Source organism: Pseudorhizobium flavum (assembly GCF_044142885.1).
Lineage (GTDB): Bacteria > Pseudomonadota > Alphaproteobacteria > Rhizobiales > Rhizobiaceae > Neorhizobium > Neorhizobium flavum.
The window spans coordinates 120287-145295 of record NZ_JBIOKZ010000010.1 but is presented as its reverse complement, the minus strand read 5'-3'; the positions used below and the strand labels follow the sequence as shown (position 1 = coordinate 145295).

Genomic DNA, 25009 nt, shown 5'->3' with positions numbered 1-25009 from the left:
TCAGAACTCGATACCAGCCTGGGCCTTCACGCCGGCTTTGAAGTGGTGCTTCACCAGCGTCATCTCCGTCACGAGATCGGCTGCTTCCATCAGCAGCGGCTTTGCATTGCGGCCCGTTACCACGACGTGGAGATCGTGTCGTCGCGCCGTCAGCTCCGCCACAACCTTCTCCAGGTCGAGATATTCATAGCGAAGTGCGATGTTGAGCTCGTCCAGGACCAGCAGGCCGATACTATCGTCGGCCATCAGTTCCCGCACCTTGTCCCAGGCGCGTTCGGCCGCGGCGATGTCGCGCTTCAGGTCCTGGGTTTCCCAGGTGAAGCCTTCACCCATGGTGTGCCAGACGACGCGGTCTCCAAACGCCGCAAAGGCCGGCTGTTCACCCGTGGACCAAGCCCCCTTGATGAACTGGACGATACCGACCCGGCGATGATTGCCGAGCATCCGCAATGCAAGCCCGAAGGCTGCCGTCGACTTGCCCTTGCCCGGGCCGGTATGAACCATGAGAAGACCCTTCTCCAGGGTCTTCTCGGCCACTTCCGCATCCTGAACAGCCTTGCGGTTCGCCATCTTTGTCCGGTGGCGCTCGACCGTTGCATCGTCGACCGGCTTCACCGGACGGCCACGCGGTCGGAGTTCGCCACAACCACGTCCTCGCCGGACCGGAACCTCTCACGCAACAGCGCGGCGGAGGCACCGAGCACGGCCCAGAAGACCAGGTTGGTCGCATAGACGGCGTTCACGAAACGCGCATGCAGTTCGTGTGGCACGGCAGTCTCGTGGCTCACCGGCAGCGGCGCCCCAACGAGATGGGGAGCAATCAGCAGCACGATCGCAAGCGCCGCCAGTCCCGCCGATCGGGTATAGACAAGCAGGCCGAAAGCGAGACCGGTCGAAACGACCGTTGCCATCCACCAGACCTGACGCGGCCCGAGTTCGGCAGCAGGCATCCCCGGCAACTCAGGCGGCAGGCCGAGGCCAGGCGCAAGGCTGACGGTCACGAAGCCCGCAATCCCGAACAGGAAACCCCGGCGCCAACCTCTGATGCCGCCCAGTGCTTCTGCAACGGATAAAAGGACGAGACCGAAACCGATGCCAGCCAGCATGTTTGCGCCTGCCGTATAGATGAGGCGTTCGGCGCCATTCGCGGGCATCCAGGCTTCTTCCTCTGCTTCCAGGGCAGCAGGTTCCGTGGCAGAAATCCCTTCACCCGCAGCAACAGCATCGCTGGCGCCTTCGAAGGTTTCGGCCTCCATGATCAGGGGAATTGTGGAGAAGCTCTGCATTGCCGTCAGCAGCAGCCCGGACAAAAGCCCGGCGACCACCGCCGTGAAAACGATGTTACGAAACAGCGACATGTTGGAAATCCTCAGTGGCAGGGAAAGGCCAGAGAATGGCGCGAATCGTGAGCAGCGTTGTGGACTACGTCCATGTGTGAAAAGCCGACAAACCCCACGGCGAACAGCCCAAGCAGGGCGGACATGCTGAGAGAGAGCGTCCTGGAAGTTGAGGTCACGGCAATGTTTGAAGCCGATTTGGTCGTCATGGATCTTGTCCTTTCACCCTCCACCCGAGGGTCGTTGATCTTCACTCGCCGCCGGCAGGTCTCCTGGCTTGCGGATCATGCACTCGACGCCCGCCTTCCCGGGATCTCCCAGTGGCTTGTGGACGCGAGCTCTCCGCTTACAGTTGCGGGGGCAGCCGTGGCATTGACCTCTTGTCTCACCACGTTCCCTCAGGGCCCGAACAGGCACCAGCGACAAAGTCACTATAGCCTAAACGGTCGCCCGGGCAATCACCTTCGCCGCATTGACACGAGAGCCGCAGCAGGCTTACTGACATTCCAGACGGTCCTGTCCGGCAACGGAACAGGCTAAAAGGGAATGCGGTGCGATCCTTCAAGGAACAATGCCGCGGCTGCCCCCGCAACTGTAATCGGCGAGCCACTGCAAACGAGCCACTGGGCAAACCCGGGAAGGCAGCAGGAGGTTAAGACCCGAGAGCCAGGAGACCTGCCGTCGACAAAAATACGCTTCTCCGGGCGGGGTGCTCCGGGCGAGGCGAGACATCACGATGATCGGCGTTGCTGATCGTCCCGCGCCTCACCAATATCGATTCTGGCAGGAACGCGGCCATGTGTGACGACCGATCCAGCGAAGCAGATGTTACTATTTTCGTATGCACGAACTGCCGTGATGCGTCTGATAGCGACTTGCGTCCGGGCGTCGCCCTGATCGCAGCCCTGCGCGAAGCGGTCGCGGATAAGCCGTTGAGCGTCAAGCCGGTAACCTGCCTCGCAAACTGCCAGAAGAGCCCCAGCGCCGCCTTCTCCCACCGCACCGGATGGTCGTACGTATTTGGTCATCTGAGCGTCGAAAATGTCGAGGACATTGTCACCGGCGCCATGATGCTTGCGGACGACGAGCGCGGCTTCCTTCCGCTTCGCGGCCGCCCCGCCTGCCTCCGCGGCAACGGGATGTCAGCGCGCATTCCACCCTTCCATCATCACGAGGATATGCCCGTATGAGCGTCAACCTGAAGCGAGTCCCATGCACCGTCGTCACCGGCTTCCTGGGAGCGGGCAAGACAACCCTGATCCGCCACCTCATCGAGAACCTGGACGGCAAGCGCGTGGCGATCATCGTCAATGAGTTCGGCGATGTCGGCGTTGATGGCGACGTCCTGAAGGGTTGCGGCATCGAAAGCTGCCCGGAAGAAAACATCATCGAGTTGGCCAACGGTTGCATCTGCTGCACAGTCGCCGATGATTTCGTGCCGGCGATCGACCAGATCCTGGCACGCGAGCCCCGCGTTGATCACATCCTTATCGAAACCTCCGGCCTTGCGCTGCCAAAGCCGCTTGTCCAGGCATTCCAGTGGCCGGCGGTAAAGGCGCGCGTGACGGTGGACGGGGTCGTTGCCGTCGTCGATGGACTGGCATTGGCCGAAGGCAGAGTGGCCGACGATCATGAAGCACTGGAGGCGCAACGGCAGGCCGACGATTCGATCGACCACGACAATCCGGTCGAGGAGGTCTTCGAAGACCAGATCGCATGCGCCGACATGATCGTGCTGACCAAGAGTGACCTTCTCGGCAGCGACGGATTGTCAACCGCAAGGGAGCGCGTCGCAGCGCACCTGCCACGGGCGGTGAAGATCGTCGTCAGCGCCAACGGTGCCGTCGACCCCGCAGTCCTGATCGGCCTCGGCCTCGCCGTCGAGGACGACATCGAGAACCGCAAGACCCATCATGACGACGAGCTCGATCACGAGCATGACGATTTCGACAGCTTCGTGGTGGAACTCTCTTCCGTGACGGATGCCGAAGAGCTTGCGCTTAAGATCGCAGCCACCGCCGAGGCAGAGAACGTGCTTCGCATCAAGGGCTTCGTGGATGTCACCAACAAGCCTATGCGCCTGCAGGTCCAGGCAGTAGGATCGCGCGTCAATCACTACTTCGATCGTGCCTGGACGCCTGGCGAGAAGCGCGAAAGCCGCCTCGTCGTTATTGGCGAAAAGGGGATGGATCGCGCCGCCATCGAAAGGATGCTTGCCGCCTGAGGCTCTGAAAGATGCATATCCTGGCCACCACATCGTCGTCTCTGGATGACCTTATCGAACCCGTGGACCTTGATCAGTCACCGGCAGACGTGGTGGTCCTGTCTTTCTCCGGCAGCGACCTAAACGGGCTATCCGCCGGCTGGGATAGACAGGGGATGGTGTCGCTGTCGGTGGCCAACCTCAGCGAGCTGCGGCATCCCATGTCGGTCGATCTTTGGCTCGACAAGACGGCGTCGCGGGCGAAGGTCATCCTGGTTCGCATTCTGGGAGGATATGACCGCTGGCAGTACGGAGTGGAGGAGCTGTCCCGGCTTGCCCGCCAGAAGAACCTGAAGCTCGTTCTGCTACCCGGCGAATGCAGTGTCCGGGATGATCGTTTGGCGGCCGCATCAACTGTGAGTTCGCAGGAGCAGACGGCGATCCTCGCCTGCTTCCGTGAGGGCGGCCCGGACAATATGCGCGTGCTCGCGCATCGACTGGTCGCCCTCGCGACAGATCAGACTGTCGAACCGGCTGCTGCTACCGCAATGCCCAAGGCTGGCTTCTACCGGCCTGGGCTGGGTATTGTCGAACTCACGGAGCTGCTGGAAGGACGCGAGGAGACTGCGCCGCGGCTACCGATCATCTTCTACCGTTCCATGCTTCTCGCCGACGATGTGGCGCCGATAGATGCCCTGTTCGCCGAGCTGGAGAGGCGGGGCCTTGCTCCCCTTCCGATCTTCGTCGGCGGATTGAAGGATGCCGGCTCGCTCACGTTCGCGGAGCAGGCCCTTCGATCGGTCCGCCCCGATGCCATTCTCGCGGCAACCGCCTTCGCGAGCGGAACCGACGGCGATGGACACACGCTCTTCGATCACATCGGCGTCCCGGTCTTCCAGATCATCGTCGCGACCACACAACGCAGCGGCTGGCTTGAGGGACGGCGCGGGCTCAATCCTTCCGATCTTGCCATGCATGTCGTCCTGCCCGAACTCGACGGACGGATTCTGGCCGGTGCCATATCCTTCAAGCACGGCACCAATTCATCCAATCTGGTGAACAGCCCGGAGCTGGAACGCATAGAAGCGGTCGCGGACCGGATCGCCCGATTTCTGAGGCTCCGCTCAACGCCACGACGGGAGCGCAAGCTGGTGTTGATCCTGCCGGATTATCCGAGCGCCCCTGGCCGAACCGGATATGCCGTGGGTCTGGATGTGCCGCAAAGCGCCTTGGAGATCCTCCGCATGCTACGGGAGGCCGGCTATCACGTCGACGACCTGCCCCTATCGCCGCGTGATCTGCTCGACCAGGTAGAGAAAGGCGGCCGAGGGCTCTCGCTGGCAACCTACCGGTCGCGGCTTGCCGCCTGCCCCCCCGATGCTCGTGACGCGGTGGAAGCTGCCTGGGGACCGGCCGATGAGGATCCGGACCTCACCGGGGACTCCTTCCACGTTCGCGGCGCCTGCTTCGGTAACATCACCGTTGCGCTGGCGCCGGATCGCGGGCGCAATGCCGATCGCCGCGCCGACTATCATGATCCGGCTCTCCCCCCGCGCCATGCGCTGTTGGCCTTCGGCTGGTGGATGGCGGATGACTGGGGCGCTCACGCCATCGTGCACATAGGGGCTCACGGAACGCTCGAATGGCTGCCGGGCAAGAATGTAGCGCTTTCACGGAACTGCTTCCCAGAGATCGTGACCGGCGGTGTGCCGGTCATCTATCCTTTCATCGTCTCGAATCCGGGAGAGGCAGCCGTTGCCAAGCGTCGGATCGCAGCCGTTACCCTTGGCCACCTGCCCCCCGTCCTGACCGATGCTGGACTGTCCGACGATCAGAAAAAGCTTGAGCTGCTTGTCGATGAGTACAGTCAGGCGGACGGGCTCGATGGTCGCCGTCGGGATCGTCTGGCAAGGCTGATCGTCGAGCAGGCCCACGAGATCGGCATCGCAGCGGACGTGGGCATTTCCCCCGACGACGATCCAGACAGCGCCCTCACCCGTATCGACGCGTTTCTCTGTGACCTGAAGGACCTCGCCATCAAGGACGGTCAGCATGTCTTTGGGTCGGTTGCGCCGGGGGACGATGACGCTCTGCGAGTCGAAAGCGCGGCGAGCGAGCGGGAGGGGCTCCTCGCTGCCTTGGACGGCCGGCATGTCCGGCCCGGGCCGTCCGGTGCCCCCTCGCGCGGCCGCCGGGATGTGATGCCAACGGGGCGGAACCTGTTTGCTACCGATCCCCGCACCTTGCCGACGCCGACGGCCTTCGAGCTCGGCAAGAAGGCCGCAGATGAAGTCCTTCGGCGCTATCTTCAGGACCATGGGGAATGGCCGACGAGCCTCGTCTTCGACCTCTGGGGCAGCGCCTCGCTTCGAAGCGGCGGCGAAGAGGTTGCGCAGGTGCTCGCGCTCATGGGTACGAGGCCTGTCCATGACGCCGCGACCGGTCGTGTCACGGGGGTCGAGGTCCTGCCTCCTGCTGCAATCGGTCGTCCGCGGGTCGACGTGACGTTGCGCATTTCCGGTCTCTTCCGGGACATGTTTCCGGCGCTGATTGCCTTGCTGGATGCGGCAGTGCGAGCGATCGCCGGCCGCGATGAAGCGCCTGGCGACAATCCCTTGGCGGAAGACGCGCGGCGCCTTGGCCATGTGCCCCTGCGCATCTTCGGATCCGCCCCCGGAAGCTTCGGGGCCGGCCTCGAGGATAAACTCTCCAACGGCACATGGAGCGAGCGGGAAGAACTCGGCCGCCTGTATCTTGATGCCACTAGCCACGCGTTTACGGGTGCCGACGGCGAGGCGACGGAGGCGCGCGGACAGTTCGCGAGCCGGGTGGAAGCAGCAGACCTGCTCGTTCACACGGGCGATGACCCTGGACGCGATCTTCTTGATGGCTCCGCAGACGTGACGTTCATCGGCGGCTTTGCGGCCGCCGCCGCCGCACTTGGGAACAACGCCGAGGTGATTGCGCTCGACACGACCGATCCGGCACGGCCCCGCGCCCGCTCGATCACGGAAGCCATCTCGCGCGTGGTGCGTGCCCGAGCGGTCAATCCGCGCTTCATCGCAGGGCAGATGCGCCATGGTCCGCGCGGTGCGGCTGAACTCGTCGAAGCCGTCGACCGCCTGATCGGCTTCGCGGAGACGACCGAGGCCATCCCGCAGTCGCTGATCGAGGCGCTCTATGACGCCTACCTCGGCAGCCAAGAGGTGCTCGACTTCCTGCTGACGCAGAATCCCAAGGGCGCTCGCTTCATGGCCGAGCGTTTCAGATCCGCCCTGCGTCGCGGTCTCTGGCATCCTCGTCGGAACGCCGTCGATGCGGAACTCGAAATGCTGCTTGCGGAGCCGGTGTCATGAACCTGCTCGCAGCTGACGCTGACAAGCGCGACCTTCGCAGAGGAGCCTGCCCCGCATTGTCCGCCCCCATGCAGACCGGCGACGGTTTGCTGGCGCGCATATCTTTTGCCGAATCGATCCGCCCGGCCGAACTGGCGACGATCTGCCGCCTCTGCGAAGCACACGGCAACGGCGTGATCAACATTTCCGCACGTGGGAATCTGCAGGTCAGGGGCCTGACCACCGAAACAGCCGGAAAGCTTGAAGGCGACATCAGAAGCCTCAACCTGCCACTTCGGGAGGGTCTGGCGGTCGAAGTCCCTCCCCTGGCGGGCCTCGATCCGGCAGAAATTGCTGACCCTCGCCCGCTGGCCGATGCGATCCGCGCCCGGGCGCATAGTCTGGAAGGACTTGCGCCGAAGATCTCAGTGGTCGTGGACGGCAGCGGCCGGATGCGCCTTTCTCAACTACTGGCCGATATCAGGCTCGTTGCGGCAAGGTTGGGTGACAAGGTGGGCTGGCAGATCCTGCTTGGCGACACGCAAGCCGGCAGCCGCGTCCATGGAACATTCCCGGCCCAACAAGCCGTAGACGAGGCACTGAGCCTGTTGCAGAGGCTTACAAGCCTCGGCCCCACGTCCCGTGGCCGCGATCTTGTGACCGATGCCATGCCACCATGCGCGATGATGGAGGACGGCTTCTCATCCTTGGGTGTCACACTGCTTGAGGGGGACGAAGCCGCCGTCGGTATCGGCCTCCCCTTCGGCCAGACAACAGCCGTGCAGCTCGCGGCTCTGTGCACCGAGGCTAAGAAGCAACATATCCGAGCCGTCAGACCGGCCTTCGGACACGCGCTGATCCTGTTCGGTGACCGTTCTGCCTGCGAAACCATACAGGTGTTTGCCGGCAGATGCGGTTTCATCACCGAGTCCACCGATGCTCGGGGCATGATTGCCGCCTGCCCTGGCAGCCCTTCCTGTGCCTCTGCCGCCATCGACACTCATGGCCTGGCGCATCTCGCATTGGAGCACCTCGAAGACCTTCTCGACGGGTCCTTCAACCTGCATGTGACCGGCTGCGCCAAGGGATGTGCCCATCCCCAGGCGACGTCACTTGCGCTATGCGGCGGCGGAAGCGACATCTCCTTCATCGTGGGCAAGGCGTCCGATCCATCATTCGCTTCCATTCCGGCCGCCGAATCCGCTAATGCACTGCGCAGCATCGCCGCGCTCGTCCGCAAGGAGCGCCTCAAGGACGAGACTTCGGCGGCCTGCATCGCAAGGCTCGGCAGAGAGCAACTCGCCCTCTCCCTCACGTCAGGACGCACATGACCACCTACGACTATATTCGCGAGGGCGACGCCATATACAGGAAATCCTTCGCGATCATCCGTGAAGAGGCAGACCTGTCGTCCTTCAGCGAAGATCAAGCCGATATCGCGGTCCGGATGATCCATGCCTGCGGCCTGGTAGAAGCTGCTGCGCATTTCCGATTCTCTCCTGATTTCGTATCGAAGGCCCGCGGTGCGCTGCATGCCGGCAAGCCGATTTTCTGCGACGCGGAGATGGTCGCCCATGGCATCACGCGGGCCCGGCTGCCCGCCGACAATCGGGTAATCTGCACGCTTCGTGACAGCCGCACCATCGAACTGGCGAAGACAATTGGCAACACCCGCTCGGCCGCGGCCTTGGACCTGTGGGACGAGATGGAAGGGGCGCTGGTGGCGATCGGCAACGCGCCGACCGCGCTGTTCCGGCTGCTCGAAATGCTCGATGCCGGCGCGCCCCGGCCTGCCGCCATCATCGGCATGCCTGTGGGCTTCGTGGGAGCCGCAGAATCAAAGGAAGCCCTGATGGCAGCTCCCCTCGGAATTCCCTACGCAGTCGTCCGCGGACGCATGGGGGGATCTGCGATGACAGCTGCAGCGGTGAACGCGCTCGCGAGGAGCGGGCTTTGACAGCCAGCATGAAAGGCCGCTTGACGGGCGTGGGCACCGGTCCCGGCGACCCGGAACTGCTGACCCTCAAGGCGGTGCGTGCGCTCCAGGAAGCCGATGTCGTCGCCTTCTTCTGCAAGAAGGGCAGCGCCGGAAATGGCCGCGCCATCGTGGACGCTCATCTCCGCCCTGGGGTCATTGAACTGCCGCTCGTTTATCCGCTGACCACGGAAACGCATAAGGAAGACAGAAACTACAAAGAGCCGATCGCCGCCTTCTTCGATCGCTCAGCGGAGGATGTCGCCCGGCATCTGGAGGAAGGGCGAAATGTCGCGGTCCTCAGCGAGGGTGATCCCCTCTTCTACGGATCCTACATGCATCTTCATGTGCGGCTCGCGCACCGCTATACGACCGAAGTCGTTGCCGGCGTCACTGCCATGTCGGGCTGCTGGTCGGTCGCCGGGCTGCCGCTGGTGCAGGGCGATGATATCCTCAGCATCCTGCCGGGAACGCTGCCGGAGGGATCACTGGCAGAGCGGCTGGCAGGAACGGACGGCGCCGTGATCATGAAGGTTGGCCGCAACCTCCCGAAAATCCGGCGTGCCCTTCAGTCGGCCGGCAAGCTGTCACAGGCTGTCTATGTCGAGCGCGGCACGATGGCGAGCGGCAAGGTGTGCCGGCTCGAGGAACGGGATGAAAGCCCGGCCCCATATTTCTCGCTAATCCTCGTTCCCGGCTGGAAAACACGTCCATGACCGGATCGCTCGTTGTGGTGGGAACGGGGCCCGGGAACCCCGAGCAGATGACCCCGGAGGCCGCCGCCGCCATTGCCGCGGCTGAGGATTTCTTCGGTTATTTCCCCTACCTCGACCGGCTTTCCCTGCGCCATGACCAGCGTCGGCATGCATCCGACAACCGTGAGGAACTGGCGCGGGCGCGGGAAGCGCTCGCCATGGCCGCGGCAGGAGGGAAGGTCTGCGTCGTTTCGGGCGGCGATCCCGGCGTCTTCGCCATGGCAGCGGCAGTCTGCGAAGCACTAGAAGCAGGGCCCGAGGAATGGCGGGACATCGATCTTACCATCATTCCCGGCGTCACCGCCATGCTCGCGGTGGCTGCGAGAGCCGGCGCACCACTGGGGCATGATTTCTGCGCCATATCCCTTTCGACCAACCTGAAGCCCTGGCACGTCATCGAAGAGCGCATCGTCGCGGCGGCCAAGGCTGGCTTCGTCATGGCCTTCTACAACCCGATCAGCAAAGCCCGCCCGAATCAGCTCGGCGCGGCCTTCGACCTCCTTCGGCATCATCTGCCTCCCTCGGTGCCGGTGATCTTCGGCAGGGCTGCTGGACGCCCGGATGAGGCAATCAGGACCGTTTCCCTCGCCGATGCCGCGCCGGAGATGGCAGACATGGCGACCTGCATCATTGTGGGGACAAGCGAGACGCGGGTCATCGAACGCGGCGGGAAGCAGCCTTTGGTCTATTCACCGCGCAGCTACAGGGGTGGCAGTGCATGAGCGAGGTGATCCAGGACCGCTTCCACGGATTCGACTGCCGGAACCTCCGCAAGCCGGGGGCGTCGGATCAGGATCACCTCAATGCCCAGCTCGCGGGCAGCGATGATCTTCCCATAGCTGGCGGGGCCTCCGCTATTTTTTGCTACGATCACCTCGATGCCATGCTCCTGCAACAGCGCCTTCTCGCTTGCCGGCTCGAACGGTCCGCGCTCCGTCAGGTAGTCCGCAAGGGGCACCGCAAGTCGCGGCTCGACAGGATCCACGCTACGTACGAGATAGTGGTGGTGGGGCGCGGCTTCGAACGGCAGGAGTTCCTGCCGACCAAGGGTCAGAAATACCCTCCGCGATTCTTCGCCCAACAGTACGACCGCCTCGGGGATGCTGCTCACCTCGGTCCATCGATCATCCGGCTGTCGTTGCCAAGGGGCACGGCGGAGCGCGATCATCGGCACACCTGCCTTCTTCGTCGCTTCCGCCGCATTCGCCGATATTCGAGCGGCATAGGGATGCGTCGCGTCGATCAGGATGGAGATCTTCTTCTCCCGAAGATACTGCGCGAGACCTTCCGCTCCGCCAAAGCCACCCACTCGAACGGGAACCGGGTGCTCGATCGGAGTTCGGGTTCGACCGGCAAGCGAGAGCTTGACAGTATAACGAGGATCGTCCGCAAGGCGGCCTGTAAGCCGGCGCGCTTCTCCCGTACCGCCCAGAATGAGGATGGAGTGTTTCAAAGTGCCTCCTGAATCACCCGCCGACCATGCACCGCGCAGGCCCTGGCTGTCCATCGTCGGCATTGGCGAGGACGGTGACGCGGGGCTGGGGGAAAACGCCAGGCTGGCGGTTGCCTCCGCCGAAGTAGTCTTCGGAGGGCGACGGCATCTGCAACTGGCAGAACCTCTGATCAAGGGCCAAGCCCGGGCCTGGTCAAGCCCCTTCGACGCGTCGATGAAAGACCTACTGGCTCTGAGGGGGAAGCCCGTCTGCGTGCTCGCCTCGGGCGATCCCTTCTTCTTCGGCGTCGGCGTGACCCTCGCCCGGCAAGTCACGCCGGATGAGTTCGTGGCATTCCCAGCTCCCTCGGCTTTCTCGCTCGCCGCATCACGCCTCGGCTGGGCCCTGCAGGAGGTGGAGACGCTGTCGCTGCACGGCCGGCCCGACGACCTCATCCGGCCGCTGCTGCATCCGGGCCGGCGCCTGCTGGTGCTGACGTCGGACGGGACCGGCCCGGCGACCGTCGCCGAACTCCTGTGTGGCCTCGGCTTTGAACGTTCGGCAATCACGGTACTGGAGGCGCTGGGAGGTCCAGGCGAGCGTATCCGCGCCCACACGGCCCTTGGATTCCCATTCTCCGATATCCACGACCTCAACCTCGTCGCAGTCGAAGTCAAGGCACGGGCGGATGCGCGTATCCTTCCGCTCACCGTTGGCCTTGACGATGATCTCTTCGAACATGATGGCCAGATCACCAAGAGAGAGATCCGCGCAGTGACGGTCTCCGCGCTCGCACCGCGTCGCGGAGAACTGCTCTGGGACATCGGCGCCGGCTCAGGTTCGATCGGCATCGAGTGGATGCTCGCCGATCCCTCCATGCGCGCTATCGCATTCGAGGCTGACCCTGTTCGAGCGGAACGCGCACTGCGGAACGCCCAGGCTTTCGGCGTTCCCGGTCTCAGGATCGTGCAGGGCAAGGCACCTGAAGTGCTCGCCGACCCCGAAAAACCTGACGCGATCTTCATCGGCGGTGGGGGCAGCGCACCCGGCGTACTGGATGCAGCTGTCGAACAGCTCAAACCCCTTGGGCGGTTGGTGGCAAACGCCGTGACGAGCGAGATGGAGGCGGTTCTGCTGGCTGCCCAGGCCCGGCTTGGCGGCAGTCTGGTGCGGCTTCAGGTCAGTCGCCTCGGTGATGTTGGCACGATGCATGGCTGGCGCTCGGCCATGCCAGTCACGCAATGGATCTGGACAAAGCCGGGAGAAAACCGATGATCGTCGCGGGGCTCGGATGTCGCAGGGGAACGAGCGCGGACGGCGTTGAGGCAGCGCTGATCATTGCTTGCAGCAAGGCCGGGATCGACTTGTCGTCGATTGACGCACTGGCAACGGGTACAATCAAGGAGGACGAGCCGGGGATTCTGCAACTCGCGACACGGCTGAACCTGCCACTTCATATTGTCCGAGACGACGAACTGCGAGAAGCTGCGCCGCTGACGCAGACCGTCTCGCGACACAGCCTTGCGAAAACATCCTCCCCCAGCCTTTCCGAAGCCGCGGCCCTGGCTGGAGTAGATGGTCCGGCCGTCCTGCTGGTAGCCCGAGTGATCGCCGAAGGCGCGACATGTGCTCTTGCTCAATCGAGAACCGTACCATGACAGTTCATTTCATTGGCGCTGGCCCCGGTGCCGCCGATCTGATCACCGTACGCGGACGTGACATTCTCTCCCGCTCGCCCGTCTGCCTCTATGCCGGCTCGATCATGACGCGGGAACTGCTGGCCTATTGCCCGCCGCACGCACGAATCGTGGACACGGGTTCTCTCTCCCTCGACGAGATCGAGACGGAGTACCTGACGGCCCACCGGAAAGGACAGGACGTAGCCCGCCTCCATTCCGGCGACCTCTCCGTCTGGAGTGCCGTTGCGGAGCAGATCCGGCGCCTCGAGAAGCGCGGCATCGACTACACATTGACGCCGGGTGTGCCCTCCTTCGCCGCCGCCGCTGCCGCTCTGCGGCGGGAACTGACAATCCCGGAAGTGGCGCAAAGCGTTGTCCTGACGCGAATCTCCGGCCGCGCATCGAAGATGCCGGAAGGGGAAACCCTCGCCGCCTTCGGCGCGACAGGCGCCACGCTTGCCATTCATCTCGGGATCCAGGCGCTTGATCGGGTGGTGGCCGAACTCACCCCGCATTATGGCGAGGATTGCCCGGTCGCGATCGTCGTAAAGGCCTCATGGCCGGAAGAGAGGATCATCGAGGGCACGCTGAAGGATATCGAAGCAAGGCTGGCAGCCGAACCGGTGGAACGAACGGCTCTGATCTTCGTCGGCAGAGGATTGCGTGCAACGGATTTTCGCGAGAGCCGGCTTTATGATGCGGATTACGTCCGTCGATTCCGCCCGGGATGGCCTCAGGAGGAAGAGGCGTCGGAATGATCGGTCGGCGTAAACGGTGTCCTTCCCTTCAGCCTGCCCTCACGATCGAACACCAGGATCTCGAGTGCGATGCCGGAGTGACAAAGGGCCTTGGCCGCGGTTCGCCAGGCAAGTCTCGCGACCCGTGCTCCGAGGTCCAATCCCTCTGCTTCGGCCTCTTCGAACGCGCCGGCTACCGTATTGGCCGCGGCGATCCGCGCCGCCAGGGCCCCGGAAGCTCCGGCATCTTTCGCGAGCTCCGCAAGGGCTGCAAGATCGGCCATGCCGCGTTTGGAATGTACATCCAGCATGCCTTGGGCGAGCTTCGTCATCTTCGCGACACCGCCGGCGATCGTCACCCGCTCGACCGGATGGCTGCGCAGATATTTGAGCATACCGCCGACAAAATCTCCCATATCGATCAGGGCGATCTCCCGCAGGCCGTGATAGGCTGTCACGGCCTTCTCGGACGTATTGCCGGTCGAGCCTGCAATATGGGCAAGTCCTGCAGCACGGGCGACATCGATGCCTCGCCAGATCGAATGGATCCATGCCGCGCAGGAGAATGGAATGACGATTCCGGTCGTGCCGAGGATGGAGATCCCGCCGAGGATACCGAGCCGCGGGTTCAGGGTTTTTTCCGCCAGCAGTTCACCACCGGGGACGGAGATCTCCACCTCCAGATCTGCCATGGGTCCCGCCACTTCAGCGATCGCCGCGGCAATCATCTTCCGGGGAACTGGATTGATGGCGGGCTCCCCGACCGGCAGCGGCAGGCCTGCCCGCGTTATCGTGCCCACTCCTTGGCCGGCTCGGAAGGTGATGCCCGAACCGGGGCGCCCTTTTCGTACCGTGCTGATGATAAGGGCGCCGTGGGTGACGTCAGGGTCATCGCCCGCATCCTTGATCACGCCGGCTCGAGCAAGCCCTTCTTCGCGCTCTTCCATGGCAAGCGCAAAGGCCGGCCGCTGCCCTCCCGGCAGCGTCACCTCGACGAGCCCAGGAAACTCGCCCCCAAGCAGCGCCTGACAGGCAGCCTTGCTGGCCGCAGCCGCACAGGTTCCCGTCGTCCAGCCGCGGCGCAGGTTCTTGCCTTCGACATCCATGATCGCTTCTATAACTGGGCCGGCCGCGACCGTCACCGGCAAAAGGTTTCCGCATGAGCTTGACTGACATGATCGCCTCGGCCTGCGCCGCAACGCCCGATTTCGAACCGGGCCATGTCTGGCTCGCAGGCGCCGGGCCGGGGCATCCGCGCTACCTGACCCTCGAGGTCGCGGACGCGCTGGCGAAATGCGACTGCGTCGTCTACGATGCGCTGGTTTCGGCCGAGGTTCTCGCCCTCGCAGGAACCGCGGAGCTGCATTTCGCCGGAAAGCGCGGCGGCAAGCCCTCGGCCACACAGGAGAGCATTACCGCAATGCTCATCGAACTTGCCCGCGCCGGTCGACGGGTCCTTCGCTTGAAGGGCGGCGACCCCTTCGTCTTCGGCCGGGGCGGAGAGGAGGCAGAGGCACTGGCGAAGGCCGGGATCCCATTCCGCATCCTGCCTGGCCTGACATCCTCGCTCGCCGCCCTCGCGTCAGCCCATATTCCCGTCACCATGCGTGGCATCAGTCGCTCCATTACGCTTGCCACCGGCCACGCAGCCGGCACTCCGGATGATCTGGACTGGCGCGCGCTCGCTCGGGTCGGCGAGCCGATCATCATCTATATGGGGCTGAAGATGATCGGCGAGATCAGCCGGCTGCTGATCGAAGGCGGACTTTCGCCAGAGACACCGACGGCAGTCCTGATGTCCGCCACGACACCGGATGAACGGCTTCTCGTTGCCACGCTTGCAACTGTGGAAGCGGAGGTGCGGCGGCAGGACTTCGCCGCACCCGCCCTCATCGTCATCGGCGACATCGTCTCCATGCGGGACGTACTCAATACAGGGGACGGCTCATGAGTGCGCGCGCGCTGATCATCGGTGCCCCGCGATCCGGCTCCGGCAAGACGAGCGTCACCATCGGCTTGCTGAGGGCCTTTGCCCGCCGCGGCGTCAAGGTTCGCGGCATCAAGACCGGCCCGGACTACATCGACCCGGGCTTTCATGAAGCAGCTACCGGCGTACCCGGCCTCAATCTCGACAGCTGGGCTATGGCGCCCGAACTGCTTCGCCACCTGGCAAGCGAACACGCCAAGGACGCAGAGCTTCTGCTCATCGAAAGTGCCATGGGGCTCTTTGACGGCATACGAAGCGAACCAGGCCGTACTGGTGCCGCCTCCGATCTCGCAGGCCTCTTCGGGATCCCCGTCCTGCTCGTGCTCGATGTGTCGGGTCAGTCGCGGACGGCCGCAGCTATCGCCTGCGGATTTACCCGCTACGACCCACAGGTCCGCATTGCCGCCTGCATCCTCAATCGCGCCGGTAGCGAGCGTCACCGTCTCCTCTGCTCAGACGCCATCAACGACATTGGACTGCCCGTCGTCGGCACCGTTCTCCGGGATCCGTCGCTGACGCTGCCGGAGCGCCATCTGGGTCTGGTTCAGGCCAACGAGCATCCGGAGGTTGACGCCCATATTGACAGGCTGGCGGATGCCATGGAGGCTTCGCTGGATCTGGATGCGATCCTTGCCGCGGCCGCCCCGCTCGATATACCCACCGGCTCCGCGGAACTTGCCCTACCGCCACCAGGTCAGCGCATCGCACTGGCACAGGACGCAGCCTTCACCTTTCTCTACCCTCACCTCGGTCGCCATTGGCGAGCCTGCGGTGCCGAACTGGTGCCGTTCTCGCCGCTGGCGGACGAGGCCCCTGCGGACGGATGCGACGTCTGCTGGCTACCGGGAGGATATCCTGAACTCCATGCCGGCCGCCTTGCCGGCGCCGACAACTTCCGTACCGGGCTTGCGCGCTTTGCCGAGCGACATCCCGTTCATGGCGAGTGCGGCGGCTATATGGTGCTTGGCGAGACGCTGGAAGATGCCGAGGGCGTGACGCACCGGATGACGGGACTGCTCTCGCACGGCACGAGTTTTGCAAAGCGCAAGATGAACCTCGGCTACCGACAGGCAACGCTCCTTGTCGATGGTCCGCTCGGGCACAAGGGCGACAGGCTCCGTGGCCACGAATTCCACTATGCCCGGGTCGTGGCGCCCGGCCACGACGAACCGCTTGCCCATATCGCCGACGGCCTCGGCACCCCCATCGGCCCCTCCGGCACCCGCCGCGGCCTCGTCAGCGGCAGCTTCTTCCACGCAATCGCGAGAGGAGAAATCGGATAAATTTGGCCGGTGAGGGTGGGACTCTCCTCCAGTTACCGCGAAAGCGCCTGCGCCGCCTAAGCATCTGACCCAATAGCGGATTTCTTTGTACACCGCTTGTTACATGACGTGATACATTGATGGCAAGAGGCTTGGGCTGCGCCACGCTCGAAATGCGTGGTTGGGCGCGGTCAAGAAGTCCGCCGAAGACCATTAGGACGCAGCGTAAACCGCCCCCCTTCCTTCGTCATATCTCGGCTTAACGTCTTTCGCGGGTAACGCTGGCATGCGCCCCACATTTATCGTAGAGGCCTCAAAACACTCTCCGAGACTTCAAGAATGTGGTTCAAGCGCGTTTTCGATTTTGCCGTAGCGGCCCTGGCACTTGCCGTGTTCGCCGTCCCGATGCTGTTCATCTGGGCAATGGTGAGGGGGACATCATCAGGACCCGCGCTCTACTGGTCCCAACGGGTTGGGCGTGACAACCAGCTATTCTGGATGCCAAAGTTCCGGACCATGAGGACCGACGCGCCTGTGGTGGCGACCCACTTGCTTGCCGATCCAGCGCAGCATCTCACTCCGGTGGGCGGCTTCCTGCGTAAAACCAGCCTCGATGAGTTGCCGCAATTGTGGTCCATCCTTAAAGGTGACATGAGCCTGGTTGGGCCGCGCCCTGCGCTGTTCAACCAGGACGATCTAATTCTAGCGCGCACCGAGGAAAACGTGCATAGGCTACTTCCAGGCCTGACGGGCTGGGCCCAAGTCAATGGCAGAGACGAACTTGCCATACCTGAAAAGGTCAAGCTGGACGCGGAATACCTGCGAAGGCAGAGCTTCTGGTTTGACCTTCGTATCCTTGGCGTCACCGCGCTAAAGGTTGTCGGAGCCTCAGGCGTGAAACACTAGTAGTGCTCCGTGATGGTGATCAAGAGACCGAAGGTAATCAGAGGCTAGTGGGAACGGAGTAATCGATGACTGGTAAGTCAAACGACAGCCGTGTCGTACACCTGCTCAGAGACTGGATCATCAACACCCCCCGCGTCTGGAAGCGGGTGACGATGATTGTTCTTGACGTCGCGACGCTGATGTTTGCGCTCTGGGCGAGCTATGCGATCCGCCTCGCAGACTGGACGCCTGTCATCACCATGGAGCGCGTGACCCTTGCCGCACTTGCTCCTGTGATTGCCATCCCGGTCTTTATCCGCCTCGGCCTCTATCGCTCGGTCATCCGGTATCTCCCCGAAGCGGCGATCTGGACGATCCTCAAAGCGATGATGATTTCGACCGCTGGTTGGGTGATCCTAATCTTCCTCATGGAGATGGCTGGGCAAGGGATCGTCCCCCGTTCGGTTCCCTTCCTCTACTTTATCCTCGGCACGCTGTTGATTGGCGCCATTCGCTTCGGCCTGAAATGGATCGTCACGACAGGCACTGGCCTGCGCCGTGACGAGGAGCCGATCCTGATCTATGGCGCCGGTCCGAGTGCGGCGCAGCTCGCTCGCGCCCTGAAGGGGCATGGCAATCGCTATGTCATGGGTCTGGTCGATGACGACTCACGCAACCACGGCACGGAGATTGCTGGGTACAGGGTCTTTCCATCCAGCCAACTGCCGACGTTGATCGACCGCTACGGTATCAAGGAAATCGTACTGAGTATGTCGGCCATCCCAGCCGAAAGCCGACAGAAGGTGATCGCGCAGGTAACGGGGCTGAATGTGCGTGTCCGTACGCTGCCCGATATTTCTGACATCGTCGATGGACGCTATATCGTCAACCAGATCCGTGAAATCGAACTCGATGAGTTGCTTGGGCGTTCCTTTGTGCCTGCAGACAAGGAGCTGCTGGCGCAAGCGATCACGGGCAAGGTCATCATGGTCACCGGTGCCGGAGGTTCTATCGGTTCTGAACTTTGCAGACTGATTATCCGCTGGAAGCCCGCTAAACTCATTCTGCTGGAAGCCAGCGAATACGCGCTCTATCAGATCGAACAGGAACTCTTGAGCAAAAGCGATGTCGAGGTCGTCCCTGTCCTCGGCTCCGTCACGGACGAGAGGACGATAAGACGTGCGCTCCGGAGCCATGCGCCACACGTTCTCTACCATGCCGCAGCTCACAAGCATGTCCCTCTTGTGGAGGCGAATGTCTTGGAAGGCATCCGCAACAACGTCTTCGGTACGTTTACCGTTGCCACGGCTGCCGTGGAAGAAGGGGTCGCGAACTTCGTCCTGATCTCCTCCGACAAGGCGGTCAGACCAACCAATGTCATGGGCGCCACCAAACGCTGGGCTGAACTCATCGTTCGACTGAAGGCCAAGGAGGTGGAAGCTAAGCCTGATGGCCAAAGCTTCTGTGCAGTCCGCTTCGGGAATGTCATTGGCTCAAACGGCTCCGTCGTTCCTCGCTTCAAGCAGCAGATCGCCAATGGGGGACCCGTCACGGTCACAGACCCGGACATGACGCGGTACTTCATGTCTATTCCGGAGGCAGCCGAACTTATCGTTCAAGCGGGCAGTCTCTCCGCCGGAGGCGATGTCTTCCTCCTTGACATGGGTGAGCCTGTCCGTATCGGCGATCTCGCCGAGAACATGATCCGGCTGGCCGGTTTCCAGGTTCGCGACCCGAACAGCGACATCGAGAAGGGTATTGCCATCGAAGTGGTTGGGCGACGTCCGGGCGAAAAGCTCTTCGAGGAACTCTTCTATGACCGGAACAATGCCGAGCCTACACGTCATCCCAAGATCCTGAGAGCGGATTCCGCTGCAATCTTAGGCTATGATCTGGTGGGCGCCCTTGAGGAACTGGAGCAGGCCTTGAAAGGCGAAGACGAAGCCCGGGCTCGGGAGATCTTGTTCAGGCTCATCTCAACGGAAGATAAAACGCACGTTGTGCACGTTCGGGCCAACGCCGCGACCTGAAGGGACCAGAGATGGGATTGACGCTCGTAACGGGAGCATCGGGTTTTGTGGGGACCCATCTTGTCCAGGAGATGAGGCAGCGTGGGCTTCCTGTACGGGGCGTCAGTCGGCAGAAAAGGCCGGGACTGGTGACAATCCCATCTTATGGCCCCGAGGTAAATTGGACTGCGTATCTTGCAGACGTCGATGTCGTTGTTCACCTGGCAGCCCGGGTTCATGTGATGCGGGAGACCGCCAGGGACCCGCTTGCGGAGTTCCGCGCGGCAAATGTGGGCGCCACACTCAATCTTGCGCGACAGGCGGCTCGCGCAGGCATTAGACGCTTTATCTACGTCAGCACTATCAAGGTAAACGGAGAGAACACTGAGCCTGGGAAGCCCTTCACGGCCGATGACCCACCCAATCCACAGAATCCCTACGCTATATCCAAAGCGGAGGCCGAGGATGCTTTGATTGACCTCGGGCAGAAAAGTCCCATGGAGATCGTGATAGTACGTCCTCCCCTCGTTTATGGGCCAGGTGTGGGAGGGAACTTTAGGAATCTTGTTAAGTGGGCTTCCTACGGCATTCCTTCCATCTTCGCCGGCATCCGAAATCGGCGGTCTCTGATCTTCGTGGGGAACTTATGCGACCTAATCATTAAGGCGATCACGCACCCGCAGCTAAACGGAATACTACTTGTGTCCGATGGACCAGCAGTCTCTACCCATGAATTGATTTTAGGCCTCGCCACCGCACTTGGGCGGAGATCTCCCAGCGTAATAATCCCTCCGACTATCCTTTACCTCGGGGGTGTGCTGCTCCGAAGGAAACACGCGCTTATACGCCTGTTGCACAATTTAGAGATTGACGACCAAGCCACTCGCCAGCGACTTTCTTGGCATGCTCCGTACGATACGAGAGAGGCATTGAGAATAACGGTATGCGCCCCAGTTGCCGACGCCCATCAACTCGGGACACCAACTGACAAAAAGCGAACTCGACCGCCATTCTAGCGCATCAGGCTCAGAAAGCTTGGCAAGTTCAGCTTTTGAAGGTTTTCTTCTAGCGAATTGGTTATCGACCAGAACACACCCACTGCGGGTTCTCGTTCCACAGGAGGTTCGCCTACACCGAGGTGTATCATGGTCGGTGATATATCTGCGTAAGCTGTGTCGGACGCCTTCAAATAAGTTACCGCTAGAATCGCTTGGTCGAGATGCCACGTACGCTTTGCTTTATCGACTAGGGCCAATTCTGTCGAGAGCCTTAAAGCCCTGCTGAACTGATGTCCTTTAGCGGTAGGAGATACTACCATCAGTGTGGCGGACAGATAGGAGAACAAATTATTGGCCTGATCACTGAAACGAAGGACCGCAACATCCCGATCCCCTAGCGTCTCCATAAGGGGAGATGGGTCTGCCATCACCATTTGGTCAATATCAGCAACGACAATCGGGCATTTCTGCATTCTGAGACAGTCTTCCAGAACAAGGTATCGAGCGCATGAATAGTAAACCTTTTTCTCAGCATCATCGTATTCTGATAAATCGGCCTCCTCCACAGTTACGCGAATATTTTTGTGAGCCTCGGATATCGCCTGTATTGTCCTGTACGCTGTTTCATCTGGATTAACCACGTGATAATGCAACAACCAATTCTCTCCACAGTTCCGGCGAACCGATTCCGCTAATGCGCCACCATAACGACCGAGATAGACACTGTCCGTAGCAACAAGATATACAGCGGCGTTGTGTTTTTCGTTAGGCTCTACAACGCTCGAAAGTACTCTATTGATACTTCCATCTACATTCTCTGGGAAAAACCTCAGCGCGCAGGTATAGGTTGGGGTACCTGCACCAGTTAGGACCGGAACATTTCTTGCAAAAAGCATGTCCGCCTCCGTCAGTTCTCCCGTACAAGCGAGTAGACTGCCGAGACAATATACCGCGTGGGGATTGTCAGGAAGTATGGAGTGGGCTTTCCGTATAGATGCAACTGCGCCGTCCAGATCGATTTGGCGTGCTTTGATAAGACCATTCAAGAACCACAGATCGAATGCCTGCTCCGAGCCGGGCAGCTCCTCAGCTCTCTTTACAGCACGGGCAGCGTTCTCTAAATCACCGCTCTCAAAATAGAACTCAGCAATTTCTAGCAGTCGGCGAACAGACGGACTTAACCTCGCGGCCAATACAATTCTACCGTCGAGACCGCGCTCACGGGGTTTCGATGCTCTGAATTTGCGCGAATGCTCTACAATCCGTGCAAGTAATTCCTTGACCTTGCCTTGCATAGCGTCCCCGCCCCTAACCGCCATTACAGCTTGAAAATCTAGACCAACTTCAGTCTTCTAAGTACCCGAATCGGAATACGCTTGTTCAAGCTGTTCAAGGCCTGCTCGCAGGCTTCAAGTCGCATCTTCATTTCAAGGGACTCAGCTCGCACGTTCTCCATCTCAGCTCGCGCACTCTCCAACTCTGTTCGCGTCTGCGCTAGCGCTATTTCCGACGGCAATGGACGGCGGATATCACTCAAATCACCTTTGGGTTGATAAACTTTGTGGCCATAGTTCCGGATCGCGAAAAAAGCACCGAATGGTACCGGAAGAGCTTCACCATCGTACGCTTGCGTATGAAAGGTATCGCAGACGAGAAACTCCCATCCATCGTTGAAGTCCTCTGGAAGCCAACCCGATTTATGCTCCTGGACCTGAGCGCCTGAGAGGCCCCATCCATCTTTTTCTCCCTCATCCATGTGTTGCGGCATAAATCCGAGTGGCGTAAATAGAACAGCCTGTTGACGGCAGACACGATCAATCTCACGGAGTACCTCCAGCCCCATCGACTTATCCAAGTGCTCAATCACATCGAGCATGAAAATGCTGTCTACTGAATCGTCGACCAAGGCCTGCAACGTTTCGAGCGCACCGATTTTAATGATAAGCACGCTCTTATCACCGTGGTATCTCTCCTCTAGAATGTTTGCATATTCCTCCCACGGCTCAGCCATGATGTGCAACCGTGGCCGAAAGTAATTCATGGGCATTATACCACAGCCGATGTCCAGCACTACATCAGCTTCATTAATACGATCCTTCGCGCCCTTAAGTAAGCTGTCAGCATCGGGGAACTTGGTTATTTCGAGACGACGCATCTAAATCCTTCCAGACGAACCCATAGACGTTTTGTTTTCAATGTTGTACGATGCGAAGTGCAACTCGGAGCGTCCGAGATGCACATCACGAGAAGTGCCTGTCCTAACTGGTGGCAACGGTCAGTTCGACCGAGTCAATAGGAATACCCACCAATACACCATCCAGACTGCTCGATGTCACTTTGAACAGTGCCGCGTCGTGCATCCAATGTAGCTGCTCATGAAACTGTAGGGTGCCAGCTGCTACAGCAGCAGTGATAGAATATTCTCCAACCAACAAGGTCGGCATCCTGAAGCTGAAGGTGGCCTCGAAGATCTCACCTGGGGCAACCGTGGGCGCAGCATCTTCGTATGCGCTATAAGTGTTCCCCCCGAACAAGGGCTGCCCAAGTCGATCCTTCACAAAAAAACCGACAATAGGGCGCGCAACTGTGGCGTTAGCGCGTACTCTCACGGTGCAATGTACATCAGACTGGCCACGACATTGGTGCAACTCAAAACCGTCATCATCAGTGATCTGTACCGAGATGATCTCAGCTTTTCCGTTGCCGAAAGCTGCAGATTCGGAATTGAAACTGAAACCCTCGAATCGCAATGCCCCGGCGTCAAGAGTACGCTGAGTTTTCTTGTTCTTTGGCTTGACCCGTGGCTTCCTACGCGCACTTTCAGGTCGTGAAACCGCCTCTAAAGTCTCGTCTGAGCTTATCGAATTGTTGGGATAGACCTCAGCGAGATATTCATCGCACACTTTTGCCGCCTCTCCCAAAGATCTAATCTTGCCATTATCGAGCCATATCGCGCTGTCACAAAATGCCTTCACAGCGCCCAGGTCATGACTGACGAAGAAAATGCTTCCCTTCTTTTTAAACTCTCGCAAGAAACGCATGCATTTTTGGGAGAAGGCTGCATCACCAACCGATAGCGCCTCATCAACAATTAGTATATCAGCATCAACGTGTGCAATCACCGAGAATGCCAATCTAGCCACCATCCCACTTGAGTATGTTTTTAGAGGCTGATCGATGAAGGGGGCCAGATCCGAGAATTCTACTATTGCGTCGAATCGCTGCCTGATGGACTTCGGATCCATCATCAGCAAATTGCAATAAAGTTCGATATTCTCCCGCCCGGAAAACTCTGTGTTGAAACCCGCGCCTAGCTCCAGGACCGCTGCAACCTTCCCATTAACGTAGATACTCCCACTGGACGGCTCCAATGTCCCGGTGATGAGCTGCAGCAACGTGCTTTTCCCTGCGCCGTTCTTCCCTATCACTCCGAACGACGAACCCCTTTGAACGTCAAAGGAGACATTCTCTAGGGCCTTGAACTCCCGATAGTACTTTTTAGTCTCGCTTCCTAGAATGATCTGCTTAAGACGATCAGCAGGCTTCTCATATATGTGGTAGCTCTTACTCAGTTCGTTGACGGAAATTAATCCCTTATCGGCCTTAGATGACATCTGCGAACCCATGCCTGGTTTTGTCAAAAAATCGTCGACCAGCCCACGCGATGACGCAAGCAGCAACGAAGTAGGCTGTCAAAGCACCGATATCCGGAGCTTCTCCGTAGTTCATAACCTTCCGGAACTGCTCTACTGGAATTGTAATTGGATTCAGCACCATCAGCGTTTGCAAGGACTGAGGGAGAACTTCTCTGGGATAAATCACAGGTCCGAGGTACATCAAAAGCTGCACTGCGACTGCAATCACTTGACCGATATCTCGAACGTATACCCCCACTGCCGAGGTGAAGTAGCTGATGCCGACACACATTACGGCGAGCGGCAGCAGGACGAAAGGAAACAGCAGCAACGTCCAATACACGCTCCCCCCCAACATCATCACTAGAATAACCCAAGCCGATATCCCCAACAACATGTGGAACACGCCAGTGCCCGCCGGTACTATCACCAACAGCTCCACTGGAAATACGACCTTCTTTACATAGCTCGGATTGCTCACGATTACCGAAGCAGACCTACTAATACACTCTGAGAAAAAATTGAAAACAAGCAGACCTGAAAAGAGCAACACCGTGAACATAGCGGGATCGGACACATTGGGCCATCGAGGCTGCAATATGAAACCAAACACTAAAGCGTATACGCCCAACGTAAGCAATGGCAGCATCAGGGACCATCCGATACCGATCAAAGTCCCTTGATAGCGCGATGAGATATCCCTTCTGATCAATTGGTACAGGAGGTTCCGGTAGCGAACGACGTTAGCTACCGACGACGGAAGAAAGGAAGTCAACATT

24 protein-coding genes and 2 riboswitches are annotated in these 25009 nt (G+C 60.5%); of the genes, 15 read left to right on the top strand and 9 right to left on the bottom strand.

What is annotated here, in order from left to right:
* From cobO to ACEPP2_RS18035, 3 genes are read right to left on the bottom strand one after another with little or no spacing between them, the layout of a single operon-like run.
* A complete protein-coding gene (cobO, locus tag ACEPP2_RS18045) occupies nucleotides 1-615 on the bottom strand; it encodes a cob(I)yrinic acid a,c-diamide adenosyltransferase (RefSeq protein WP_395517410.1) in 615 nt (204 codons plus the stop codon).
* Nucleotides 612-1358 (bottom strand): CbtA family protein, encoded by a 747-nt coding sequence (locus ACEPP2_RS18040; protein WP_395517409.1) that lies wholly within the window; start codon nucleotides 1356-1358, stop codon nucleotides 612-614. The genes cobO and ACEPP2_RS18040 overlap by 4 nt, the downstream gene beginning before the upstream one ends.
* Nucleotides 1359-1369: 11 nt before the next feature.
* Complete coding sequence (locus ACEPP2_RS18035; protein ID WP_142589206.1) at nucleotides 1370-1546, bottom strand: CbtB domain-containing protein; 177 nt, start codon at nucleotides 1544-1546, stop codon at nucleotides 1370-1372.
* 36 nt (nucleotides 1547-1582) lie between these two features.
* A riboswitch (cobalamin riboswitch) is annotated at nucleotides 1583-1773 on the bottom strand.
* Between the two features lie 58 nt (nucleotides 1774-1831).
* A riboswitch (cobalamin riboswitch) is annotated at nucleotides 1832-2034 on the top strand.
* Between the two features lie 49 nt (nucleotides 2035-2083).
* On the opposite strand from ACEPP2_RS18035, the gene ACEPP2_RS18030 reads away from it, so the two are divergent.
* Genes ACEPP2_RS18030 through ACEPP2_RS18000 form a run of 7 tightly spaced genes read left to right on the top strand, consistent with a single transcriptional unit; the run spans nucleotide 2084 to nucleotide 10327 of the window.
* Nucleotides 2084-2527 carry a DUF1636 family protein gene (locus ACEPP2_RS18030; RefSeq protein WP_395517408.1) on the top strand — a complete coding sequence of 148 codons (444 nt, stop codon included), beginning with the start codon at nucleotides 2084-2086 and terminating at the stop codon, nucleotides 2525-2527.
* Nucleotides 2524-3561: a cobalamin biosynthesis protein CobW gene (gene cobW / locus ACEPP2_RS18025; protein WP_152339198.1), complete on the top strand. Its 1038-nt coding sequence runs from the start codon at nucleotides 2524-2526 to the stop codon at nucleotides 3559-3561. Before ACEPP2_RS18030 ends, cobW begins: the two co-directional genes overlap by 4 nt.
* A gap of 11 nt (nucleotides 3562-3572) precedes the next feature.
* The gene (cobN, locus tag ACEPP2_RS18020) at nucleotides 3573-6896 is read left to right on the top strand and encodes a cobaltochelatase subunit CobN (protein WP_395517407.1); all 3324 of its coding nucleotides are present in this window, start codon (nucleotides 3573-3575) and stop codon (nucleotides 6894-6896) included.
* The gene (cobG, locus tag ACEPP2_RS18015) at nucleotides 6893-8206 is read left to right on the top strand and encodes a precorrin-3B synthase (protein WP_395517406.1); all 1314 of its coding nucleotides are present in this window, start codon (nucleotides 6893-6895) and stop codon (nucleotides 8204-8206) included. The genes cobN and cobG overlap by 4 nt, the downstream gene beginning before the upstream one ends.
* Nucleotides 8203-8832 carry a precorrin-8X methylmutase gene (locus tag ACEPP2_RS18010; RefSeq protein WP_077546126.1) on the top strand — a complete coding sequence of 210 codons (630 nt, stop codon included), beginning with the start codon at nucleotides 8203-8205 and terminating at the stop codon, nucleotides 8830-8832. Before cobG ends, ACEPP2_RS18010 begins: the two co-directional genes overlap by 4 nt.
* Nucleotides 8833-8840: 8 nt before the next feature.
* Nucleotides 8841-9566, top strand: coding sequence for a precorrin-2 C(20)-methyltransferase (locus ACEPP2_RS18005; protein ID WP_395517429.1), 726 nt, complete (start codon nucleotides 8841-8843; stop codon nucleotides 9564-9566).
* Entirely contained in the window at nucleotides 9563-10327 is a 765-nt protein-coding gene (locus ACEPP2_RS18000; protein ID WP_395517405.1) for a precorrin-3B C(17)-methyltransferase, read from the top strand. The genes ACEPP2_RS18005 and ACEPP2_RS18000 overlap by 4 nt, the downstream gene beginning before the upstream one ends.
* Here the strand turns inward: ACEPP2_RS18000 and ACEPP2_RS17995 are convergent.
* Complete coding sequence (locus ACEPP2_RS17995; RefSeq protein ID WP_281979005.1) at nucleotides 10306-11058, bottom strand: cobalt-precorrin-6A reductase; 753 nt, start codon at nucleotides 11056-11058, stop codon at nucleotides 10306-10308. The two genes, ACEPP2_RS18000 and ACEPP2_RS17995, sit on opposite strands and share 22 nt — an antisense overlap.
* Here ACEPP2_RS17995 and cbiE point away from each other — a divergent pair.
* Genes cbiE through cobM form a run of 3 tightly spaced genes read left to right on the top strand, consistent with a single transcriptional unit; the run spans nucleotide 11045 to nucleotide 13475 of the window.
* Nucleotides 11045-12313 carry a precorrin-6y C5,15-methyltransferase (decarboxylating) subunit CbiE gene (gene cbiE / locus ACEPP2_RS17990; RefSeq protein ID WP_395517404.1) on the top strand — a complete coding sequence of 423 codons (1269 nt, stop codon included), beginning with the start codon at nucleotides 11045-11047 and terminating at the stop codon, nucleotides 12311-12313. The two genes, ACEPP2_RS17995 and cbiE, sit on opposite strands and share 14 nt — an antisense overlap.
* On the top strand, nucleotides 12310-12696 hold the full coding sequence (locus ACEPP2_RS17985; protein ID WP_281979003.1) for a cobalamin biosynthesis protein: 387 nt from the start codon (nucleotides 12310-12312) through the stop codon (nucleotides 12694-12696). Before cbiE ends, ACEPP2_RS17985 begins: the two co-directional genes overlap by 4 nt.
* Complete coding sequence (cobM, locus tag ACEPP2_RS17980; RefSeq protein WP_142589217.1) at nucleotides 12693-13475, top strand: precorrin-4 C(11)-methyltransferase; 783 nt, start codon at nucleotides 12693-12695, stop codon at nucleotides 13473-13475. The genes ACEPP2_RS17985 and cobM overlap by 4 nt, the downstream gene beginning before the upstream one ends.
* On the opposite strand, the gene ACEPP2_RS17975 is transcribed toward cobM, so the two are convergent.
* Nucleotides 13451-14560 carry a cobalt-precorrin-5B (C(1))-methyltransferase gene (locus tag ACEPP2_RS17975; RefSeq protein WP_142589218.1) on the bottom strand — a complete coding sequence of 370 codons (1110 nt, stop codon included), beginning with the start codon at nucleotides 14558-14560 and terminating at the stop codon, nucleotides 13451-13453. The two genes, cobM and ACEPP2_RS17975, sit on opposite strands and share 25 nt — an antisense overlap.
* A 53-nt stretch (nucleotides 14561-14613) precedes the next feature.
* On the opposite strand from ACEPP2_RS17975, the gene cobA reads away from it, so the two are divergent.
* From cobA to ACEPP2_RS17950, 5 genes are all read left to right on the top strand, one after another.
* Complete coding sequence (cobA, locus tag ACEPP2_RS17970; protein WP_395517403.1) at nucleotides 14614-15405, top strand: uroporphyrinogen-III C-methyltransferase; 792 nt, start codon at nucleotides 14614-14616, stop codon at nucleotides 15403-15405.
* Complete coding sequence (locus ACEPP2_RS17965; protein WP_395517402.1) at nucleotides 15402-16724, top strand: cobyrinate a,c-diamide synthase; 1323 nt, start codon at nucleotides 15402-15404, stop codon at nucleotides 16722-16724. Before cobA ends, ACEPP2_RS17965 begins: the two co-directional genes overlap by 4 nt.
* Nucleotides 16725-17042: 318 nt before the next feature.
* Nucleotides 17043-17609: a sugar transferase gene (locus ACEPP2_RS17960; protein WP_395517401.1), complete on the top strand. Its 567-nt coding sequence runs from the start codon at nucleotides 17043-17045 to the stop codon at nucleotides 17607-17609.
* 65 nt (nucleotides 17610-17674) lie between these two features.
* On the top strand, nucleotides 17675-19618 hold the full coding sequence (locus ACEPP2_RS17955) for a polysaccharide biosynthesis protein (protein WP_395517400.1): 1944 nt from the start codon (nucleotides 17675-17677) through the stop codon (nucleotides 19616-19618).
* Between the two features lie 11 nt (nucleotides 19619-19629).
* Nucleotides 19630-20613: an NAD-dependent epimerase/dehydratase family protein gene (locus ACEPP2_RS17950; protein WP_395517399.1), complete on the top strand. Its 984-nt coding sequence runs from the start codon at nucleotides 19630-19632 to the stop codon at nucleotides 20611-20613.
* Here the strand turns inward: ACEPP2_RS17950 and ACEPP2_RS17945 are convergent.
* The 4 genes from ACEPP2_RS17945 to ACEPP2_RS17930 all read right to left on the bottom strand — a co-directional run bounded on the left by ACEPP2_RS17945 (nucleotide 20610) and on the right by ACEPP2_RS17930 (nucleotide 25008).
* Nucleotides 20610-21890, bottom strand: a complete 1281-nt coding sequence (locus ACEPP2_RS17945; RefSeq protein WP_395517398.1) for a tetratricopeptide repeat protein — start codon at nucleotides 21888-21890, stop codon at nucleotides 20610-20612. The two genes, ACEPP2_RS17950 and ACEPP2_RS17945, sit on opposite strands and share 4 nt — an antisense overlap.
* 38 nt (nucleotides 21891-21928) lie before the next feature.
* Nucleotides 21929-22750, bottom strand: a complete 822-nt coding sequence (locus ACEPP2_RS17940) for a methyltransferase domain-containing protein (protein WP_395517397.1) — start codon at nucleotides 22748-22750, stop codon at nucleotides 21929-21931.
* A gap of 103 nt (nucleotides 22751-22853) precedes the next feature.
* Nucleotides 22854-24221: an ABC transporter ATP-binding protein gene (locus ACEPP2_RS17935; protein WP_395517396.1), complete on the bottom strand. Its 1368-nt coding sequence runs from the start codon at nucleotides 24219-24221 to the stop codon at nucleotides 22854-22856.
* Nucleotides 24199-25008 (bottom strand): ABC transporter permease, encoded by an 810-nt coding sequence (locus ACEPP2_RS17930; RefSeq protein WP_395517395.1) that lies wholly within the window; start codon nucleotides 25006-25008, stop codon nucleotides 24199-24201. Before ACEPP2_RS17930 ends, ACEPP2_RS17935 begins: the two co-directional genes overlap by 23 nt.
* Nucleotide 25009 lies beyond the last annotated feature (1 nt).

Bases quoted from the DNA above. Each gene is read 5' to 3' on its own strand.
- ACEPP2_RS18040 (WP_395517409.1), bottom strand. From the start codon at position 1,358: ATGTCGCTGTTTCGTAACATCGTTTTCACGGCGGTGGTCGCCGGGCTT.
- ACEPP2_RS18035 (WP_142589206.1), bottom strand. From the start codon at position 1,546: ATGACGACCAAATCGGCTTCAAACATTGCCGTGACCTCAACTTCCAGG.
- cobW (WP_152339198.1), top strand. From the start codon at position 2,524: ATGAGCGTCAACCTGAAGCGAGTCCCATGCACCGTCGTCACCGGCTTC.
- cobN (WP_395517407.1), top strand. From the start codon at position 3,573: ATGCATATCCTGGCCACCACATCGTCGTCTCTGGATGACCTTATCGAA.
- cobG (WP_395517406.1), top strand. From the start codon at position 6,893: ATGAACCTGCTCGCAGCTGACGCTGACAAGCGCGACCTTCGCAGAGGA.
- ACEPP2_RS18010 (WP_077546126.1), top strand. From the start codon at position 8,203: ATGACCACCTACGACTATATTCGCGAGGGCGACGCCATATACAGGAAA.
- ACEPP2_RS18005 (WP_395517429.1), top strand. From the start codon at position 8,841: ATGAAAGGCCGCTTGACGGGCGTGGGCACCGGTCCCGGCGACCCGGAA.
- ACEPP2_RS18000 (WP_395517405.1), top strand. From the start codon at position 9,563: ATGACCGGATCGCTCGTTGTGGTGGGAACGGGGCCCGGGAACCCCGAG.
- cbiE (WP_395517404.1), top strand. From the start codon at position 11,045: ATGGAGTGTTTCAAAGTGCCTCCTGAATCACCCGCCGACCATGCACCG.
- ACEPP2_RS17985 (WP_281979003.1), top strand. From the start codon at position 12,310: ATGATCGTCGCGGGGCTCGGATGTCGCAGGGGAACGAGCGCGGACGGC.
- cobM (WP_142589217.1), top strand. From the start codon at position 12,693: ATGACAGTTCATTTCATTGGCGCTGGCCCCGGTGCCGCCGATCTGATC.
- ACEPP2_RS17975 (WP_142589218.1), bottom strand. From the start codon at position 14,560: ATGGATGTCGAAGGCAAGAACCTGCGCCGCGGCTGGACGACGGGAACC.
- cobA (WP_395517403.1), top strand. From the start codon at position 14,614: ATGAGCTTGACTGACATGATCGCCTCGGCCTGCGCCGCAACGCCCGAT.
- ACEPP2_RS17965 (WP_395517402.1), top strand. From the start codon at position 15,402: ATGAGTGCGCGCGCGCTGATCATCGGTGCCCCGCGATCCGGCTCCGGC.
- ACEPP2_RS17960 (WP_395517401.1), top strand. From the start codon at position 17,043: ATGTGGTTCAAGCGCGTTTTCGATTTTGCCGTAGCGGCCCTGGCACTT.
- ACEPP2_RS17955 (WP_395517400.1), top strand. From the start codon at position 17,675: ATGACTGGTAAGTCAAACGACAGCCGTGTCGTACACCTGCTCAGAGAC.
- ACEPP2_RS17950 (WP_395517399.1), top strand. From the start codon at position 19,630: ATGGGATTGACGCTCGTAACGGGAGCATCGGGTTTTGTGGGGACCCAT.
- ACEPP2_RS17945 (WP_395517398.1), bottom strand. From the start codon at position 21,890: ATGCAAGGCAAGGTCAAGGAATTACTTGCACGGATTGTAGAGCATTCG.
- ACEPP2_RS17940 (WP_395517397.1), bottom strand. From the start codon at position 22,750: ATGCGTCGTCTCGAAATAACCAAGTTCCCCGATGCTGACAGCTTACTT.
- ACEPP2_RS17935 (WP_395517396.1), bottom strand. From the start codon at position 24,221: ATGGGTTCGCAGATGTCATCTAAGGCCGATAAGGGATTAATTTCCGTC.
- ACEPP2_RS17930 (WP_395517395.1), bottom strand. From the start codon at position 25,008: ATGTTGACTTCCTTTCTTCCGTCGTCGGTAGCTAACGTCGTTCGCTAC.